Origin of the sequence: Tabrizicola sp. (genome assembly GCF_051645465.1) — a bacterium.
Classification (GTDB): domain Bacteria; phylum Pseudomonadota; class Alphaproteobacteria; order Rhodobacterales; family Rhodobacteraceae; genus Tabrizicola.
Genome location: NZ_JBOFBI010000009.1, coordinates 1 through 15,206 on the forward strand (window position 1 = coordinate 1; position 15,206 = coordinate 15,206).

Here is a 15,206-nt window from a genome sequence, read left to right on the forward strand (position 1 = left end):
GTCAGTCCACGAAACCTGCCAGGCGGGGCAGGGTCAGCGAAATCGCGGGGATGTAGGTGATTATGAGGATCACCAGGATTTCGACCGCGAGGAAGGGCAGCACGGCGCGGGCAATCGTCTCGACCCGCAGGTTGGAGACCGCCGAGGTGGCGAAGAGCACAAGGCCCATGGGCGGCGTCAGCAGGCCGACGGTCAGGTTCACGACCATGACGATGGCGAAGTGTACTGGATCCACGCCCATCTGGACGAAGATGGGGGCAAGGATCGGACCAAGGATGATGATCGCGGGTCCGGCGTCAAGGAACATGCCGACGATGAACAGAAGCAGGTTCACGAGCAGAAGCAGGAGAAGCGGGTTCTCGGTGATGCCGAGCAGGGCCGAGGCGAGGAGTTCCGGCGTATGGGCAAGGGCGGCCACGGTCTTGAAGGCCATGGCTGCGCCGACGAGGAGCAGGACCACCGCGCTGGTGATGCCCGCCCGCGTCAGCACGCCGGGCACGTCACGCCAGCCAAGGGTGCGCAGGACGAAGATGGAGATGACGAAGCTGTAGCCTGCGGCAACGGCAGCGGCCTCGGTCGGGGTGAAGACGCCCGAGAGGATACCGCCCATCAGAAGGACTGGGGTCAGGAGTGGCCAGAAGGCCGCCGCACCCGCCTGGCCCGCGGCGGTCCAGCTGGCGCGCGGCTCCGCCTGGGGCAGGTTGTAGCGGTTGGCCATCAGCTTGATGGTGATCATCAGCGCAATGCCGATCAGGATGCCTGGCACAACCCCGGCAAGGAACAGCGCGGCGACGCTTTCGCCCATGACATAGGCGTAGATGATCATGATGCCCGAGGGCGGGATGATCGGCCCGATGATCGCGCTGGCAGCGGTGATCGCGGCGGCGAAGGGCTTCGGGTAGCCCTTCTTCTCCATCTGCGGGATTATGATCGACCCGAGCGCCGAGACATCGGCCACCGCCGACCCCGAGATGCCCGCGAAGAGCATCGAGTCGACGACGTTGACCTGCGCAAGCCCCCCGCGGAAGTGGCCGACCATGGCCTGCGCAAAGCCGACGATCCGCGCCGAGATGCCGCCGCGGTTCATCAGCTCGCCAGCCAGCATGAAGAATGGGATGGCCATGAGGGGGAACGAGTTCATCCCCTCGTAGACGTTGCGGTAGAGAAGCACGATGTCGCGTTCCTGACCGTTCAGCCAGAGAAGGATCGCCGGGGCGGCCAGCAGCCCGAAGACAACCGGCAGGCCGAGCATGAGGAATACGAGGAAGACGGGCACGAAGAAGCTGAGCATCTACTCGGCACCCCCGGCCAGCTGGACGGTTTCGGGAATGTCGCGCAGGTCGTCACGCCGACCCATCAGGATGGCGAGGTTGCGGAGGAGAAGCTCGACGGCGACGAGAAGAAGAAGCGCCACGCCCACCAGCAGCGAGGCCATCATCGCCGATTTCGGCACCTTGACCCAGACGGAGAGGTCGAAGGACGCAGGCACCCGCAGGCTGTCGGTCTCGAACCGGCCGCCGATGCCCGTCACCTCGGACCAACCGATGTTTAGCGCGACCCAAAGGACGCTGATCATGAGGCCGAGGAGAAGGACCGAAAGGACCGTCGCTACCGCTCGGGGCAGGAGGCGGACAACCATGTCGATGGCGACGAACCCGCCGCGGCGGAAGGCTGTGGGGGCCATGAGGCCGGTCGACCAGAGCATCAGGAAGCGCGAGGCTTCTTCGGGCCAGGCAAGGGCACTGCCGAGGACATAGCGGAAGAACACCTGCGCAAGGATGACGATGACCATCAGCCCCATGCAGGCAGCGCCAACCCACCGGCCCGCCACAAGCAGCGACCCGTTCATGAATCCCAGACCGTTGCAGATCGCCACAACCAGGCGCATCCGGTGCATTCTCCTCCCCGTTTCACAGTCGATCCCACCTGTCTCTCCCTCAGGCGGCCGCAAATCCTCCGTAAGTTCCTTTGCCAAAGACCAGCGCTGCGCCCGTGGCAAAACGGCCAAGCGCATCGCGGAACGCGCGTCTGTACGCGGCATCCGGCACGAAATGCGTCGCGGGCCTGGAGCCATCGGTCATCACGGCACCTCGTGCTTCTGGGCAAGCGTGTAGAGCTCGAACCAGGTCTGGCGGTCCATCGGCACCCGCAGGGCGTCGGAAATGGCGGCGATGCGGGAGAGGGTGTTGGTGCCGAGCACCGGGATGATCCGCGCCGGGTGGTGCAGAAGCCAGGCTATGGCAACGGCAGTCCAGTCGGTGCCAGCGGCGGCGGCAAGTTCGTCCATCCGGGCGATCAGGGCGGCGTCGCTTTCGGCGCGCAGGTGGCCGCCTGCCAGCGGGCTCCAGGCCATAGGGGGCCGGCCGCGTTCCTGAAGGAAGGCGAGGTCGCCGTTCACGAAGGGGTCGCGGCAGGCGAGCGAAAGTTCGATCTGGTTGGTGATCAGCGGCTGGGACATCGCCGATTGCAGAAGGGTGAAGTCCCACGGGCGGAAGTTCGAGACACCGACCGCCCGCACTTTGCCGCTGGCCACCAGCGTATCCAGTGCGCGGCCCGTCTCGTGATGGTCCATCAGCGGGTCGGGGCGGTGGATCAGAAGCAGGTCTATCCGGTCGGTGGCCATCTCGCGCAAGGAAGCCTCGACCGAGGCAGTGATATGGGCGGCGGAAGTGTCGTAGTACTTGACCCGAGCGGCGGAATGACGGCCCGCCGGGGCCACGATGTCGCATTTGGTGACGATCTCGATCCGGTCGCGCAGGGACGGCGCTGCCTTCAGGGCCGCCCCCAGCAGGCCTTCGGCCGTGTAGCCGCCATAGATATCGGCCTGGTCCATCGTGGTGATGCCCTGGGCAAGGCAGGCTTCGATCTTCGTCTGCACGTGGGCGGGCGAGGTGTCGGGGTCGTCCCCCAGCCGCCACATCCCGTAAACAAGGCGGGACATCTGGATCGGGCCGAGGGTGATGCGCTCCATGGTCATCAGCGGCGCTCTCCAATTCCAAGCGGGGTGGCGGGCGTCGCGGTTGGCACCCGGCCATAAGCGTGGGGCAGCGAGCAGGTCTTCAGCTGCGGCATAACCTTCGTTCCGAAGTGATCGCACTCGTCGAGGTGCGGGTAGCCCGAGAAGATGAAGGCCCGGATGCCCATCTTACGGTATTCCTCGATCTCGGACATCACCTGATCGACCGAGCCGACAAGCGCCGCCCCACAGCCCGAACGGGCGCGGCCGATCCCGGTCCACATGTGCGGCTCGATATAGCCGAACTGGTCGGCCAGCTCGCGCGCGCGGGCCTGATGTGCGACGCCAAGGCTGATCGAGTCATGCGCGCGGTTGCGGATCAGCTGTCCGTATTCGTCGTCCAGCTTCGAGACGATGAATTCCGCGTAGTCGCGCGCCTCGGCTTCGGTATCGCGGACGATCATGTGGACGCGAAGGCCATAGTCCAGCGTCCGGCCATGTGCTTCGGCGCGGGCATGAACGTCGTGCATCCGCTGGGCCAGCATTTCCTTCGGTTCAGGCCACATCAGATAGACGTCACACTGCGCCCCGCAAAGCTCCAGCGCGTCGGGGGAATAGCCGCCGAAGTAAAGCAGCGGCCCGCCGTTCTGCTGGTAAGGCCGGGCGGGGTCGGCAGTCAGCTTGCTGATCTGGTAGACATCGCCCGAGTATTCGATGTGATCCTGCGTCCAGGCCTGCCGCAGAATTTCCACGACCTCATGGCTGCGTTTGTAGCGATAGGCGCTGTCGGCGACCTCTCCTGGAAAGTCGGAGGAGATGACATTCAGCGTCAGCCGCCCCTTCAGCATGTGGTCGAGCGTGGCGACCGTGCGGGCCAGCATGACGGGCTGCATCTCGCCGCAACGGATCGCGGCGAGGAAGTTGATCGCGCTGGTGATCGGGGCGCAGCCGGCCACGAAGGACAGCGTGTCCTGTCCCACCTGGTAGGACGATGGGCAGAGGATGTTGCGAAAGCCGTGCGCCTCGGCCCGAGCCACGATGTCCGAGCAATGCTCCCAGCTGGACCGCAAATCGCCGTCAGGCACGCCGAGGAACTGGTAGTCGTCCGAGCAGAGGGCGGCGAACCAGCTGACCTCGCAGGCATCCAGATCGGGCGAGGTGATCGGGACGACGGACATGATTCCCTGCCATGTGGATGCCGATTTCCTCTTGCGTAGCACTGGCCATGATATAGATCAATACTGTATCAATTTCCCAGGACCCCGCCATGTCCGCCACGGGCTCACTGCCGCTCTACCAGCAGATCGCCGAACTGCTGATCCGCGATGTCGCCGCCGGGCGGCTGATCGACGGTGAGAAGCTGCCCCCCGAACGCGATATGGCGGCGGGCCTTGGGATTGCCGTCGGCACGCTGCGGCAGGCGCTGAAATCGCTGACCGAGAAGGGGCTCTTGGACCGGGTGCAGGGGTCGGGCAACTACATCCGGGCCAAGTCCGATGCGACATCGGTCTATGCGCTCTTCCGGTTGGAGCGGGTCGAAGGCGGCGGCCTGCCGACCGCGCGTGTCCTGACGGTGGACCGCTGCCTCAAGGACCCGCAGTTGCCACCCTTCGGCAGCCATCCCGAAGGCCACCGCATCCGGCGCTTGCGGTTCCTGTCGGGGCAAGTCGCGGCGGTCGAGGAAATCTGGCTGGACGCGGCGCATGTTGACCGGCTTGGGCCGTCCGACCTTCTGGAGTCGCTCTACCTTTTCTATCGCCAGCGCCTTGGCCTCTGGATCGCACGCGCCGAGGACCGGATTGGTCAGGGGCCATTGCCCGACTGGGCTCCGCCGGAGTTTCCCCATGCCCCCGGCACGCCCCTGCCGCTGATCACCCGTGTGAGCTGGGCGGGCGACGGGCAGTCGGTCGAGGCTTCGTTCACCTGGTATGACCCTGAAACCGTGCGCTATGTCGCGCGACTGAAATAGGAAGCGAGCATGATCGGATACGGCATCATCGGCTGTGGCATGATGGGGCAAGAGCATCTGCGCAACATCGCTTTGTTGCCCGATGCGCGCGTCGAGGCGATCTTCGAGCCCGATCCAGCAATGCGCGCGGCGGCGGCGGCATTGGCGCAGGGCGCGCGGATGGTTGGCTCAATCGCCGATCTTCTGGCTGTGCCCGAGGTCACGGCCCTCCTCATCGCCAGCCCGAACTTCCTGCACCTGCAGCAGCTGGAGGAGATCGCGGCCATCCGCCCGCTTCCGGTCCTGTGCGAAAAGCCGCTCTTCACCGATCCCGCCGATGCCCCCCGCCTGATGGCGCTTCGCAATGCCTATCCCGCGCCGATCTGGGTGGCGATGGAGTACCGCTATATGCCGCCCGTCGCGCATCTGCTGCGCGAGGCGCATCAGGCGACCGGCGGCGCGCGGATGCTGACAATCCGCGAACATCGCTATCCGTTCCTAAGTAAGGTCGGCGACTGGAACCGGTTCAACCGCAACTCCGGCGGGACGCTGGTGGAGAAGTGCTGCCATTTCTTCGACCTGATGCGCCTCGTGGCAGGCTGCAATCCGGTGCGCGTGATGGCCTCGGGCGGGCAGGCGGTGAACCATCTGGATGAGGTCTATGGTGGCCAGCGGTCGGACATCTGGGACCACGCCTATGTCATCGTCGATTTCGAAAGTGGGATGCGGGCGATGCTGGAGCTTTGCATGTTCGCCGAAGGCAGCCGGTATCAGGAGGAGATCTCGGCGGTCGGGCCGGCCGGCAAGATCGAATGCCTGGTGCCGGGGCCGGGCCGGTTCTGGCCGGAACACCTTGGCCCGGCTCCTGTGCCGAAGGTGATCGTCAGCCCGCGCAACCCGGCCGGTCCGATCGAGCTAGAGGTGCCGGTCGATCCGGCGCTGCTGGCTGCGGGCGACCACAATGGATCGACCTTCTACCAGCATCAGGGCTTTGCCCGCGCCGCCTTGGGCCAACAGGTGCCCGAGGTCAGCCTGACCGATGGCTGGTGGGCGGTGGCGATGGGCATGGCCGCCCAGCAAAGCGCTGCCTCGGGTGAGGCGGTGCTCCTGTCCCGCACGGGCTACGCGCCGGCCTAGGATATCTCCAGCACCGGGCGACCCAGCGCCTGCAGGATCGGCTCTATCCCAAGCCCCGGAGCATCGGACGCCCGCATTGTGCCGTTGACCCGCTTCGGCGCACCAGTGGCGATGTCTTTCGTGCCGTAGGAGTTGAAGTCGGTGGCCGAGAAGCAGAACTCCTTGGGCGTCGATTGGGCCAGATGGGCGATCGTTGCGGTCACGATGTCGCCGCCCCAGGTGTCCTCGATGGTCATCGGAATCCCTGCGCTGATACACAAATCCCGCATCTGACGCGCTTTCGTCAGCCCCCCGACCTTCGAGATCTTCAGATTGATCACATCCATCGCCCCATCAGCAATGCCGCGCATCAGGTCACGGACGTCGCCGATCACTTCGTCCAGCACGAAGGGCAGAGCAGTGCGGCGGCGGGTCACGAGGCACTCCTCATAGGTCGGCGAGGGCTGCTCGATGTAGACATCGACGTCCCGCACGGCGTTCACGACGCGGGCCGCTTCGTGCATGGTCCAGCCGGTGTTGGCGTCGGCCACCAGGATATCACCGGGCTGCAGGATCGCCCGGGCCGCACGAATGCGGGCGATGTCGCTGTCGGCGTCGGCCCCGACCTTGAGCTGGAACTTGGTGTACCCCTCGGCCCGGTAACCGGCCACGTTCGCCGCCATCGCCTCAGGCCCGACCTGCGAGATGGCTCGGTAAAGCTTGATGTCGTCCTGCGCCTTGCCGCCAAGCAACTGGTAGCAGGGCAGGCCCGACGCCTTGCCCAGAATGTCCCAGCAGCCCACGTCGATGGCGGCCTTGACATAGGGGTGCCCGCGCAGCACAGCATCCATATGCCGGTTCAGCACCCAGAGATCGCGCGGGTCCATCCCGATGACTTTGGGCGCAATCTCGGCCAGGCCCGAGCGGACGCCGAGGGCATAGGCGGGCAAGTAGGCCGAGCCGAGCGGGCAGCACTCGCCCCAGCCGGTGATCCCCGCATCGGTCTCCACCGCTACGACTGTCGCATCGAAGACTTCGACGTAATTCCCGTTCGACCAGCTGTAGCGGCCTTCTTTCAGCGGCAGGTCGACCTGATAGGCCCGGATAGCGGTGATCTTCATGTCAGCCGCCCGAAATCTGCCGGGCCTTCTGGACCAGCACTTCGGCCTGCCGGATCGAGGCGTAGTCGATCAGCCGCCCATCCAGCGACACCGCACCCTTGCCCTCGGCCGCAGCCTTTTCCATTGCGTCGAGGATGCGTGTGGCCCTGTTCACCTCGGCCTCGCTCGGGCTCATCACCTCATTCGCGAGCGCGATCTGGCTGGGATGGATGGCCCATTTCCCCTCACACCCCAGCACCGCGGCGCGGCGGGCTGCGGCGCGGTAGCCGTCGGGGTCCGAGAAGTCGCCGAACGGTCCGTCAACCGGCCGCAAGCCATTGGCGCGGGCTGCGACGACCATCCGGGCGAGCGCATAGTGCCACATGTCGCCCCAGTGCACGGCGCGGCTGCCGTCTTCCAGCGTGTCGGTCAGCACCGAATAGTCCGGGTTCACGCCGCCGATGATGGTAGTCCGCGCGCGGGTCGAGGCGGCATAGTCGGCCACCCCGAAATGCAGGCTTTCGTTGCGCTTCGAGGCGCCCGCGATTTCGGTCACATTCTGCATGCCAAGCGCGGTTTCGATGATGTGCTCGAACCCGATCCGCTTCTTGTAGCCTTTGGCATCCTCGATCTGGGTCACCAGCATGTCGACCGCATAGACATCAGCAGCGGTGCCGACCTTGGGGATCATGATCAGGTCCAGCCGCTCTCCGGCCTGTTCGACCACATCCACTACGTCGCGGTACATGTAGTGCGTGTCGAGCCCGTTGATTCGGACCGACATCGTCTTCTTGCCCCAGTCGATCTCGTTCAGGGCCTTGATGATGTTCTTGCGGGCCTGCGGCTTGTCGTCCGGGGCGACGGCGTCCTCAAGGTCAAGGAAGATCACGTCTGCGTCGGATTGCGCCGCTTTTTCAAACATCTGCGGCGCGCTGCCGGGAACGGCAAGCTCACTCCGGTTCAGGCGCGCGGGCGCCTGCTGGATCACGTGGAAAGACATTCATTGCTCCTGATGGATCGAGGAGCTGCACCCGCCCTAGGCATCGGCCAGACGGGTCCGCTTCGTCAAGAGGCAAATCACCAGCGGTCAGAACTCACCCCGGGATGCGCGGTTGGCGTAGTAGAACGCAATCGCCTGCGCGCGGTTCTTCACTGACAGCTTGTCGAACAGGTTCGACAGATGGAACTTCACCGTGTTCGTGCTGATCTCAAGGTCGCGCGCAAGCTCGCGGTTGGTCAGGCCTTGTGAGAGCGCCTCGAGCAGGGTCCGTTCCCGTGGGGAAAGCTGCTCGATCGGGTCCTGCTTCAGGCTGCGGATGTCGAGGAAGGGAAAGACCATCTGGCCGTTCGCCACGGCCGCGCAGGTATCCAGCAGCCGGTTCACCGACTCGGACCGCGCGACGAACCCCGCCGCCCCTGCAGCCATCGCTTTGCGGGGAATCTCGCCCGCCTCTTCCGCGTAGACGATAAGCCGGGGCGCGTTCGGTTGGGCACGAAGGACGTCAATCAGCCTAGCACCGCCAAGCGCGGGGATGTTCCAGTCGATCACGCCGACCTGCACGGGCATCCGCATCACCATGCCGAGGAACCCCTCCGCCGTGGCAGCGGTCGCAACCAGCGAGAATCTGGGATCTTTCTCGAAGATCTCGGACATCGCGGTCAGCATCAGCGGATTGCCGTCCGCCAGCATGAGTGTGATTTGCGATGACTTCGGTCGGCTATCCCAGTCTGTCATGCGGCCCAGACCCTACCCATATGGGTGGTACGATTTGGTATACGACGGCATATCAACCCATTCGGGTGGGCAAGATACCACCCAAATAGCTGCCCAAAGGCAGGATATAGGAATGTTGCGGGATCTGTCGAGAGCCGCTTTTTTGGGCGACAGGACAACCGTCCAAGGCAGAACCCGCGACCGCTTCTCCGCTGCACCCGGATTGGTCGCTGGTCTGCTAAGGCGGCTCTCCCAAGGGTTCGCGGCGACGCGGACGCAAGTTCCGTATCAGGCCGGGGGTTTATCGATGAGTATCACCGAAATCTTTCCGCAACTCTCCATCCCCGAGACTTTGGCCGCAGGACCAGGCCCCGGCAACACCGACGCGCGGGTTCTGGCGAGCTTTGCCAACGCAGGCCTCGCCGACCATATGCAGGCGGACGTTCTGCGTGGAATGGTCGAGGCCAAGCACATGCTGCGCAAGGTCTGGGGTACGCGGAACGTCCACACGTTCGGCGTGGCTGGTACGGGGTGGAGCGGGCTCGACTGCCTGTTCAGCGCAATCCTTCCGGGCGATACGGTGGTGGCCTTCGCCAACGGCACCTTCAGCGGCATCGATGCGCTGACCGTCCGGATGAAGGCGGCGACACGTGCCGATCTGGCGGCGAACCCGATGGACCCGAAGCCCGCCAACGTGACAGTGGTGACCGTGCCGCATGGCCAGTCGGTGACTGCGGACGTGATCGATGCGGCGCTGGCCCAGAAGAAGCCGACCTGGGCGGTGATGGCGCACTGGGAAACCGGCTCGGGCCGGATCAACGACCTCCGCGCGTTTTCCGACGCCTGCGAACGGCATGGCGTCATGGGTCTGGTCAATGCCGTCTCGTCTCTCGGCATCGCCGACTTCGACATCGATGATTTCCCAGGGGTCGCGGGCTGGGCGTCCTGCCCGCAGAAGGGCGTCCTTTGCCTGCCCCTGACCTACGCGCCGGTCAGCTTTACTGACCGCCACATTGCCCATCTGCAGGCGAACGGCTGCCAAAGCTACGTGCATCACCCGATCCTGGAGGCCCGTCACTGGGGTATCATTGATGGCAGGGACACGGCGGCAGGAACCTATCACCGCACCCACTCCGGCTATGCGGTAGCGGCGTTCCATGAGGCGCTGCGGATCAACCTGCAGCACGGCAAGGCGCAGAAGGCCCGCGATTACATCTGGCACGAGGCGGCGCTCCGCAAAGCGGTGACGACGCTTGGCTGCACTGTCACGTCGAACATGTACAGCCTTGTGGTCCTGAACCTGCCGCCGGCCCTCGCGGGTCGTGAGAAGGAGCTGGTCCAGATGTGCCGGGCCAAGGGCTTCGGCATCTGGCCCACGCTGTCCGAGCCGGTTCAGGTGCGGATCGGCATCCTGAACCAGCTGTCCGAGGCGGCCATCACCGATATCGTCGAACGCTTTGCCGCGGCCATGGCGGAGTTCGGGGCGGCTGTCGACATCCAGGCTGCCCGTGCCGCTTTGCGCGACCACTATCAGATGAGCATCGCGGCCGAGTGAGCCTGATCAAGGGAGGGAAGAATGGACATCCACGAATATCAGGCGAAGGAAATCCTGGCCCGCTTCGGCGTCGCAGTGCCAGATGGCGCGCTGGCCTACAGCCCCGAGCAGGCGGCCTATCGGGCGCGTGAGCTTGGAGGCGACCGCTGGATCGTCAAGGCGCAGGTCCACACCGGTGGCCGGGGCAAGGCGGGCGGAGTAAAGCTCTGCAAGTCCGAGCACGAAATCCATGATGCGACAAACGACATGTTCGGCCAGAAGCTGGTGACGCACCAAACGGGGCCTGAGGGCAAAGGCATCTATCGCGTCTACGTGGAAGCTGCCGTGGACTTCACCCGCGAGATCTATCTGGGCCTCGTGCTCGACAGAAGTTCGCAGCGCGTGATGATCGTCGCCTCGTCCGAAGGCGGGATGGAGATCGAGGACATCTCGGCCAGTCGGCCCGAGTCGCTTGTACGGTCAACGGTTGAACCGGCGGTCGGTTTGCAGGAATTCCAGGCGCGCGAGATCTCCTATGCGCTTGGCGTGCCCGCCGCCCTGACCCAGCAGATGGTGCGCACGTTGCAGGGCTGCTACCGCGCCTTCCGCGAGCTCGACGCGACCATGGTCGAGATCAACCCCTTGGTCATCACCGCCGACAACCGCGTCCTGGCGCTGGATGCCAAGATGACTTTCGACAGCAACGCGCTCTTCCGCCACCCCCAGATCGCCGAGCTGCGCGACAAAAGCCAGGAAGACCCCCGCGAAGCCCGCGCGGCCGACCGGGGGCTGGCCTACATCGGCCTGTCCGGCAACATCGGTTGCATCGTGAATGGCGCCGGCCTCGCCATGGCCACGATGGACACGATCAAGCTGGCCGGGGGTGAGCCCGCCAACTTCCTCGACATCGGCGGCGGGGCGACGCCTGAGAGGGTTGCCAAGGCCTTCAAGCTCGTCATGTCGGACACGAACGTCCAGGCGATCCTGGTCAACATCTTCGCAGGCATCAACCGCTGCGACTGGGTTGCCGAAGGCGTCGTGCAGGCGCTGACTGCGAACCCGGTGGACGTGCCAGTGATCGTCCGTCTCTCAGGCACCAACGTCGAGGAAGGGCAGAAGATCCTGGCCAAGTCAGGCCTGCCGATCATCCGCGCCAACACCCTTATGGAGGCGGCCGAACGCGCCGTGACCGCCTGGAAGAACGACCGCAAGCAAAGCACACTGATGAGGGCTGTCTGATGAGCATTCTTCTCGACCGTTCCAGCCGCGTCGTCGTGCAGGGCATCACCGGCCGCATGGCGCAGTTTCACACCAAGGAAATGCTCGACTACGGAACCAATGTCGTGGCCGGCGTCGTGCCGGGCAAAGGCGGCGAAACCGTCTTCGGCGTGCCGGTCTTCGACACGATGAAGCAGGCCGTTGCGGCCACCAGCGTCGACTCCAGCCTGGTTTTCGTGCCACCCCCCTTCGCCGCCGACAGCATCATGGAGGCGGCGGATGCTGGTATCCGCTACTGCGTCTGCATCACCGACGGCATCCCGGCGCAGGACATGATCCGGGTAAAGCGCTACATGCTCCGCTACCCGCGTGAGCGGCGGATGGTCCTGACCGGCCCGAACTGCGCGGGCACGATCAGCCCCGGCAAGGCGCTTCTGGGCATCATGCCTGGACACATCTACCTGCCCGGGAACGTCGGCATTGTCAGCCGTTCGGGCACGCTCGGCTATGAGGCGGCGCAGCAGCTGAAGGACCACGGCATCGGGATATCGACGTCCGTCGGGATCGGCGGCGACCCGATCAACGGATCGAGCTTCCGCGACATTCTGGAACGCTTCGAGGCGGACCCCGACACCCACATCGTCTGCATGATCGGCGAGATCGGCGGCCCGCAAGAGGCCGAAGCCGCAGCCTACATCCAGGAGCATATGACGAAGCCGGTCATCGCCTACATTGCGGGCCTGACGGCACCAAAGGGCCGCACGATGGGCCACGCGGGGGCGATCATCTCGGCCTTCGGGGAAAGCGCGTCCGAGAAGGTAGAGATCCTGACGGCAGCAGGCGTGACTGTGGCCGAGAACCCCTCGGTCATCGGCGACACAGTGGCGCGCGTCATGGGCAAGCGGGCCGCCTGAAACAGCCAGGTGAGATGCCGTTGAAAGGGTGAGGGCGCGATCCTTCGCGCCCCCAAGCCTCGCTCAGATGATGGTCTTGATCTCGTCGCGCGGAGCCCACTCGCGGACCACTGTCGGAATGCCGAAAAGCGACGAGAAGAGGAACCCGCCCCGGATGGCAGACGTCCCTTCCTTGGGTGACGACACCAGCTTCATCGGCCAGAACTTGGTGGACATATAGGCCCCCCCGCTGATCGCCGAGGTGCGCGGCTTCGCGGGCAGGATCGGGTTGCTGCCGAGTATATGGCCATGTCCCATCGAACGGTGCGGGTTCGACATGAAGAAGACGGTGCCCTGCATCACCTTTCCGCTCGTCTCGATCGGGGGCTGCTCACGGATGTATTCGTTCTCGTTCGCGACACCTGCATCCAGCGACTTGTGCTTCTGCAAGGTCCGGATCGCATCGCGGGCAGCGCCGAACGGGTTGAAGGGGGCCTGGACCACCAGAAGCGCCGCGCCCTTGGCGACATGCGGGCTATAGGCACGGGCCGAGGCCGCGTTGACCCGCGAGGCCGTCATCCGATCGGCAACCGACCCATCGCCGTCCTTGGTGATGATGCTGATATAGTCGTCGCTGTGGCCCCTGCCTATCAGGTCGTTCGCGGCGGCCCGTGCGGCGGCGGTATCGGCGTATAGCCGTGTGATGATCGTCGTCATGTCTCACCTTTCCGAGTATCAGTTACGATCGTCCAATGCTGACGCTGCGAAGTGGCCCGGCGGATCAGCGCCCTGCCGCCACCCCCAACATCGAGTTAGCCTCCGCATCCGTGCCGTCCACTCCTGCCCGCAGAAGATGAAGCGACAGGGCCAGCGCAAGGACCAGAAGTGCGATCTCAAGGCTGAAGACCGGGATGTAGGGTAGCGCCGAGCCCGTTCCGGCCCCCGTCTCCACGACAATCGCGTCGCGGATCACCCCCCCGACCGCGATGGCGAGGCCCGCCGCCGTCGTCTGCACGGCACCCCAGGCGCCAAGCGCCAGCCCGATCTGGTCACGCGGAGCCGCGCGCATTGTCGCGGTCAGGGTGCCGTGGCTGAAGAGCCCCGCGCCGAACCCGGCCAGAAGCGTTGCCAGATAGAAGATCCCCGCCGAGCCAGCAAAGGCCGAGACGATCACCAGCCCGAACGCCGGCACCCCGCAAACCGCACCCAGCTGCGCCACACCCAGCGGTCGACCGCCCCGGCCGATCCACCGGGACGCAAGGCCAAAGCCCACCAGACTTCCCGTCGCCAAAGCCACCGTCAGATCGGTCGTCCGCCCGACGGAAAGGCCAAGGACCTGGCCGCCAAAAGGCTCCAGCAGCACATCCGCCATGCCAAACCCCGCTGTGCCGCAGGCGATCACCGCCAGAAGCCGGATCATCCCGCGGCCCTGCGTCAGCCGCCGCCATGCGGTGCGGAAAGCCACGACGCGCTGCGGCGCCTGGCCGCGCACCCGGTCCCGCGCCTCCTGCTTCCAAAGGGCGACACCGTTCAGCACGACCGTCACCACCGCCGAGCCCTGGATGACCTGGACCAGCCGCCCCGGAGTATAGTCCTGCAAGAGCCTGCCGAACACGAAAGCGCTGACGATCATGCCCAGAAGAAGCATCACATACATCAGGCCCACGACCTTGGGCTGGTCCTCTTCCGGCACGAGGTCGGTGGCAAGGGCCAGCCCGACGGTCTGCACGATATGGACGCCTGCGCCGACCAGAAGGAACGCCAGCGCGGCCGAGCTCAGGCCGATCCACCGCGGTGCATCGATCGCTTCGCCATAGCCCGACAGCACCAGAAGCGCGAAGGGCATGATCGCGAAGCCGCCGAACTGCAGCATCGTGCCTTTGAAGATGTAGGGAATACGCCGCAGACCCAGGGCCGAGACGTAGTTGTCCGACTTGTGGCCGATCAGGGCGCGAAGCGGCGCGAAGACCAGGGGCAGCGCCAGCATAACGCCGACCAGCGTTGCCGGAACACGCAGCTCGACGATCATCACCCGGTTCAGCGTGCCGACCAGCAGCACCAGCGCCATGCCGACGGTGACCTGGAAAAGCGACAGCCGCAGAAGCCGTGACAGCGGCACCTCGTCGCTTGCGACATCGGCAAACGGCAGGAATCGCGAGGACATGCCCGCGATCTTTCCCAGTGCAAAGCGGCGATAGTTGAACATGTGCTCTGCCCGCCCCCGATAGCCCTGCCTGGCCTCGGCCCAGCACCATGCCGGGCCCGGTGAAGGCGGGCGGGGAAAACGTCGCCCTTCCTAGGGCACGCCCCCCGCCCGTAGCTTGATCCTACCCGTTTCCGGAGAGGCTCAGTTCAGGGTCGAGGTGTCTTCGGTCAAGACCGCATGGGCCATGGTGCCATCCGGCATCCTGACCATGATGTCCGGCGAGCCCGGAGCGACATAGGCCGCATTCGCGACCTCAGGCACCCCGGTTTCCAAGGCCGCCATGCCGGCGCCCAAGGGCTTGCCCGACAGGAAGTCAGCGACCCAGGTGGTGTTGCTCAGGACCGCGACATGCACCGCGAAAGACCCGATGGCCACGCCCGCAAGGAAAAGCGGAATTCCGACCGTCGGCTTGACGACAAGCCACATCTTGGCGTTGTTCATGCTTTCCTCCTCAGCCGAGCCAGGGCGTCGAGACGGCCACCAGAACGTGCGCGATCAAGGCGATGACCCCGAACACCCGT

At 65.2% G+C, this 15,206-nt stretch carries 17 protein-coding genes; 5 read left to right on the forward strand and 12 right to left on the reverse strand.

Annotated elements, in window-relative coordinates:
* Position 1: 1 nt before the first annotated feature.
* The 5 genes from ACRCSW_RS00490 to ACRCSW_RS00510 are packed head-to-tail and all read right to left on the reverse strand — an operon-like array spanning position 2 to position 4,134.
* Entirely contained in the window at positions 2-1,291 is a 1,290-nt protein-coding gene (locus ACRCSW_RS00490; protein WP_438702038.1) for a TRAP transporter large permease, read from the reverse strand.
* On the reverse strand, positions 1,292-1,897 hold the full coding sequence (locus ACRCSW_RS00495) for a TRAP transporter small permease (RefSeq protein ID WP_438702039.1): 606 nt from the start codon (positions 1,895-1,897) through the stop codon (positions 1,292-1,294). It abuts the gene before it with no gap.
* A gap of 40 nt (positions 1,898-1,937) precedes the next feature.
* Positions 1,938-2,081, reverse strand: a complete 144-nt coding sequence (locus ACRCSW_RS00500; protein WP_438702040.1) for a hypothetical protein — start codon at positions 2,079-2,081, stop codon at positions 1,938-1,940.
* On the reverse strand, positions 2,081-2,971 hold the full coding sequence (locus ACRCSW_RS00505; RefSeq protein WP_438702052.1) for an aldo/keto reductase: 891 nt from the start codon (positions 2,969-2,971) through the stop codon (positions 2,081-2,083). The genes ACRCSW_RS00500 and ACRCSW_RS00505 overlap by 1 nt, the downstream gene beginning before the upstream one ends.
* A gap of 5 nt (positions 2,972-2,976) precedes the next feature.
* Positions 2,977-4,134 (reverse strand): LLM class flavin-dependent oxidoreductase, encoded by a 1,158-nt coding sequence (locus ACRCSW_RS00510; protein ID WP_438702041.1) that lies wholly within the window; start codon positions 4,132-4,134, stop codon positions 2,977-2,979.
* A gap of 89 nt (positions 4,135-4,223) precedes the next feature.
* Between ACRCSW_RS00510 and ACRCSW_RS00515 the strand changes: the two genes are divergently transcribed.
* The gene (locus ACRCSW_RS00515) at positions 4,224-4,925 is read left to right on the forward strand and encodes a GntR family transcriptional regulator (RefSeq protein WP_438702042.1); all 702 of its coding nucleotides are present in this window, start codon (positions 4,224-4,226) and stop codon (positions 4,923-4,925) included.
* A 9-nt stretch (positions 4,926-4,934) separates the two neighbouring features.
* Positions 4,935-6,041, forward strand: a complete 1,107-nt coding sequence (locus ACRCSW_RS00520; RefSeq protein ID WP_438702043.1) for a Gfo/Idh/MocA family protein — start codon at positions 4,935-4,937, stop codon at positions 6,039-6,041.
* Here the strand turns inward: ACRCSW_RS00520 and ACRCSW_RS00525 are convergent.
* From ACRCSW_RS00525 to ACRCSW_RS00535, 3 genes are all read right to left on the reverse strand, one after another.
* A complete protein-coding gene (locus ACRCSW_RS00525; protein ID WP_438702044.1) occupies positions 6,038-7,141 on the reverse strand; it encodes a cis-3-hydroxy-L-proline dehydratase in 1,104 nt (367 codons plus the stop codon). The genes ACRCSW_RS00520 and ACRCSW_RS00525 overlap by 4 nt on opposite strands.
* Before the next feature lies 1 nt (position 7,142).
* Positions 7,143-8,120 carry an HpcH/HpaI aldolase/citrate lyase family protein gene (locus ACRCSW_RS00530; RefSeq protein WP_438702045.1) on the reverse strand — a complete coding sequence of 326 codons (978 nt, stop codon included), beginning with the start codon at positions 8,118-8,120 and terminating at the stop codon, positions 7,143-7,145.
* 87 nt (positions 8,121-8,207) lie between these two features.
* A complete protein-coding gene (locus ACRCSW_RS00535; protein ID WP_438702053.1) occupies positions 8,208-8,810 on the reverse strand; it encodes a LuxR C-terminal-related transcriptional regulator in 603 nt (200 codons plus the stop codon).
* 331 nt (positions 8,811-9,141) lie between these two features.
* Here ACRCSW_RS00535 and ACRCSW_RS00540 point away from each other — a divergent pair, with 331 nt between their 5' ends.
* The 3 genes from ACRCSW_RS00540 to sucD are packed head-to-tail and all read left to right on the forward strand — an operon-like array spanning position 9,142 to position 12,500.
* The gene (locus ACRCSW_RS00540) at positions 9,142-10,389 is read left to right on the forward strand and encodes an aminotransferase (protein WP_438702046.1); all 1,248 of its coding nucleotides are present in this window, start codon (positions 9,142-9,144) and stop codon (positions 10,387-10,389) included.
* 21 nt (positions 10,390-10,410) lie between these two features.
* Positions 10,411-11,607, forward strand: coding sequence for a malate--CoA ligase subunit beta (locus ACRCSW_RS00545; protein ID WP_438702047.1), 1,197 nt, complete (start codon positions 10,411-10,413; stop codon positions 11,605-11,607).
* Complete coding sequence (gene sucD, locus ACRCSW_RS00550) at positions 11,607-12,500, forward strand: succinate--CoA ligase subunit alpha (protein WP_438702048.1); 894 nt, start codon at positions 11,607-11,609, stop codon at positions 12,498-12,500. The genes ACRCSW_RS00545 and sucD overlap by 1 nt, the downstream gene beginning before the upstream one ends.
* 63 nt (positions 12,501-12,563) lie before the next feature.
* On the opposite strand, the gene ACRCSW_RS00555 is transcribed toward sucD, so the two are convergent.
* From ACRCSW_RS00555 to ACRCSW_RS00570, 4 genes are all read right to left on the reverse strand, one after another.
* Positions 12,564-13,196, reverse strand: a complete 633-nt coding sequence (locus ACRCSW_RS00555; RefSeq protein ID WP_438702049.1) for a hypothetical protein — start codon at positions 13,194-13,196, stop codon at positions 12,564-12,566.
* 64 nt (positions 13,197-13,260) lie between these two features.
* Positions 13,261-14,685 carry a PucC family protein gene (locus ACRCSW_RS00560; protein ID WP_438702050.1) on the reverse strand — a complete coding sequence of 475 codons (1,425 nt, stop codon included), beginning with the start codon at positions 14,683-14,685 and terminating at the stop codon, positions 13,261-13,263.
* A 141-nt stretch (positions 14,686-14,826) separates the two neighbouring features.
* Complete coding sequence (locus ACRCSW_RS00565; protein WP_438702051.1) at positions 14,827-15,126, reverse strand: light-harvesting protein; 300 nt, start codon at positions 15,124-15,126, stop codon at positions 14,827-14,829.
* Between the two features lie 10 nt (positions 15,127-15,136).
* Positions 15,137-15,202, reverse strand: a complete 66-nt coding sequence (locus ACRCSW_RS00570) for a hypothetical protein (protein WP_438702054.1) — start codon at positions 15,200-15,202, stop codon at positions 15,137-15,139.
* Positions 15,203-15,206 lie beyond the last annotated feature (4 nt).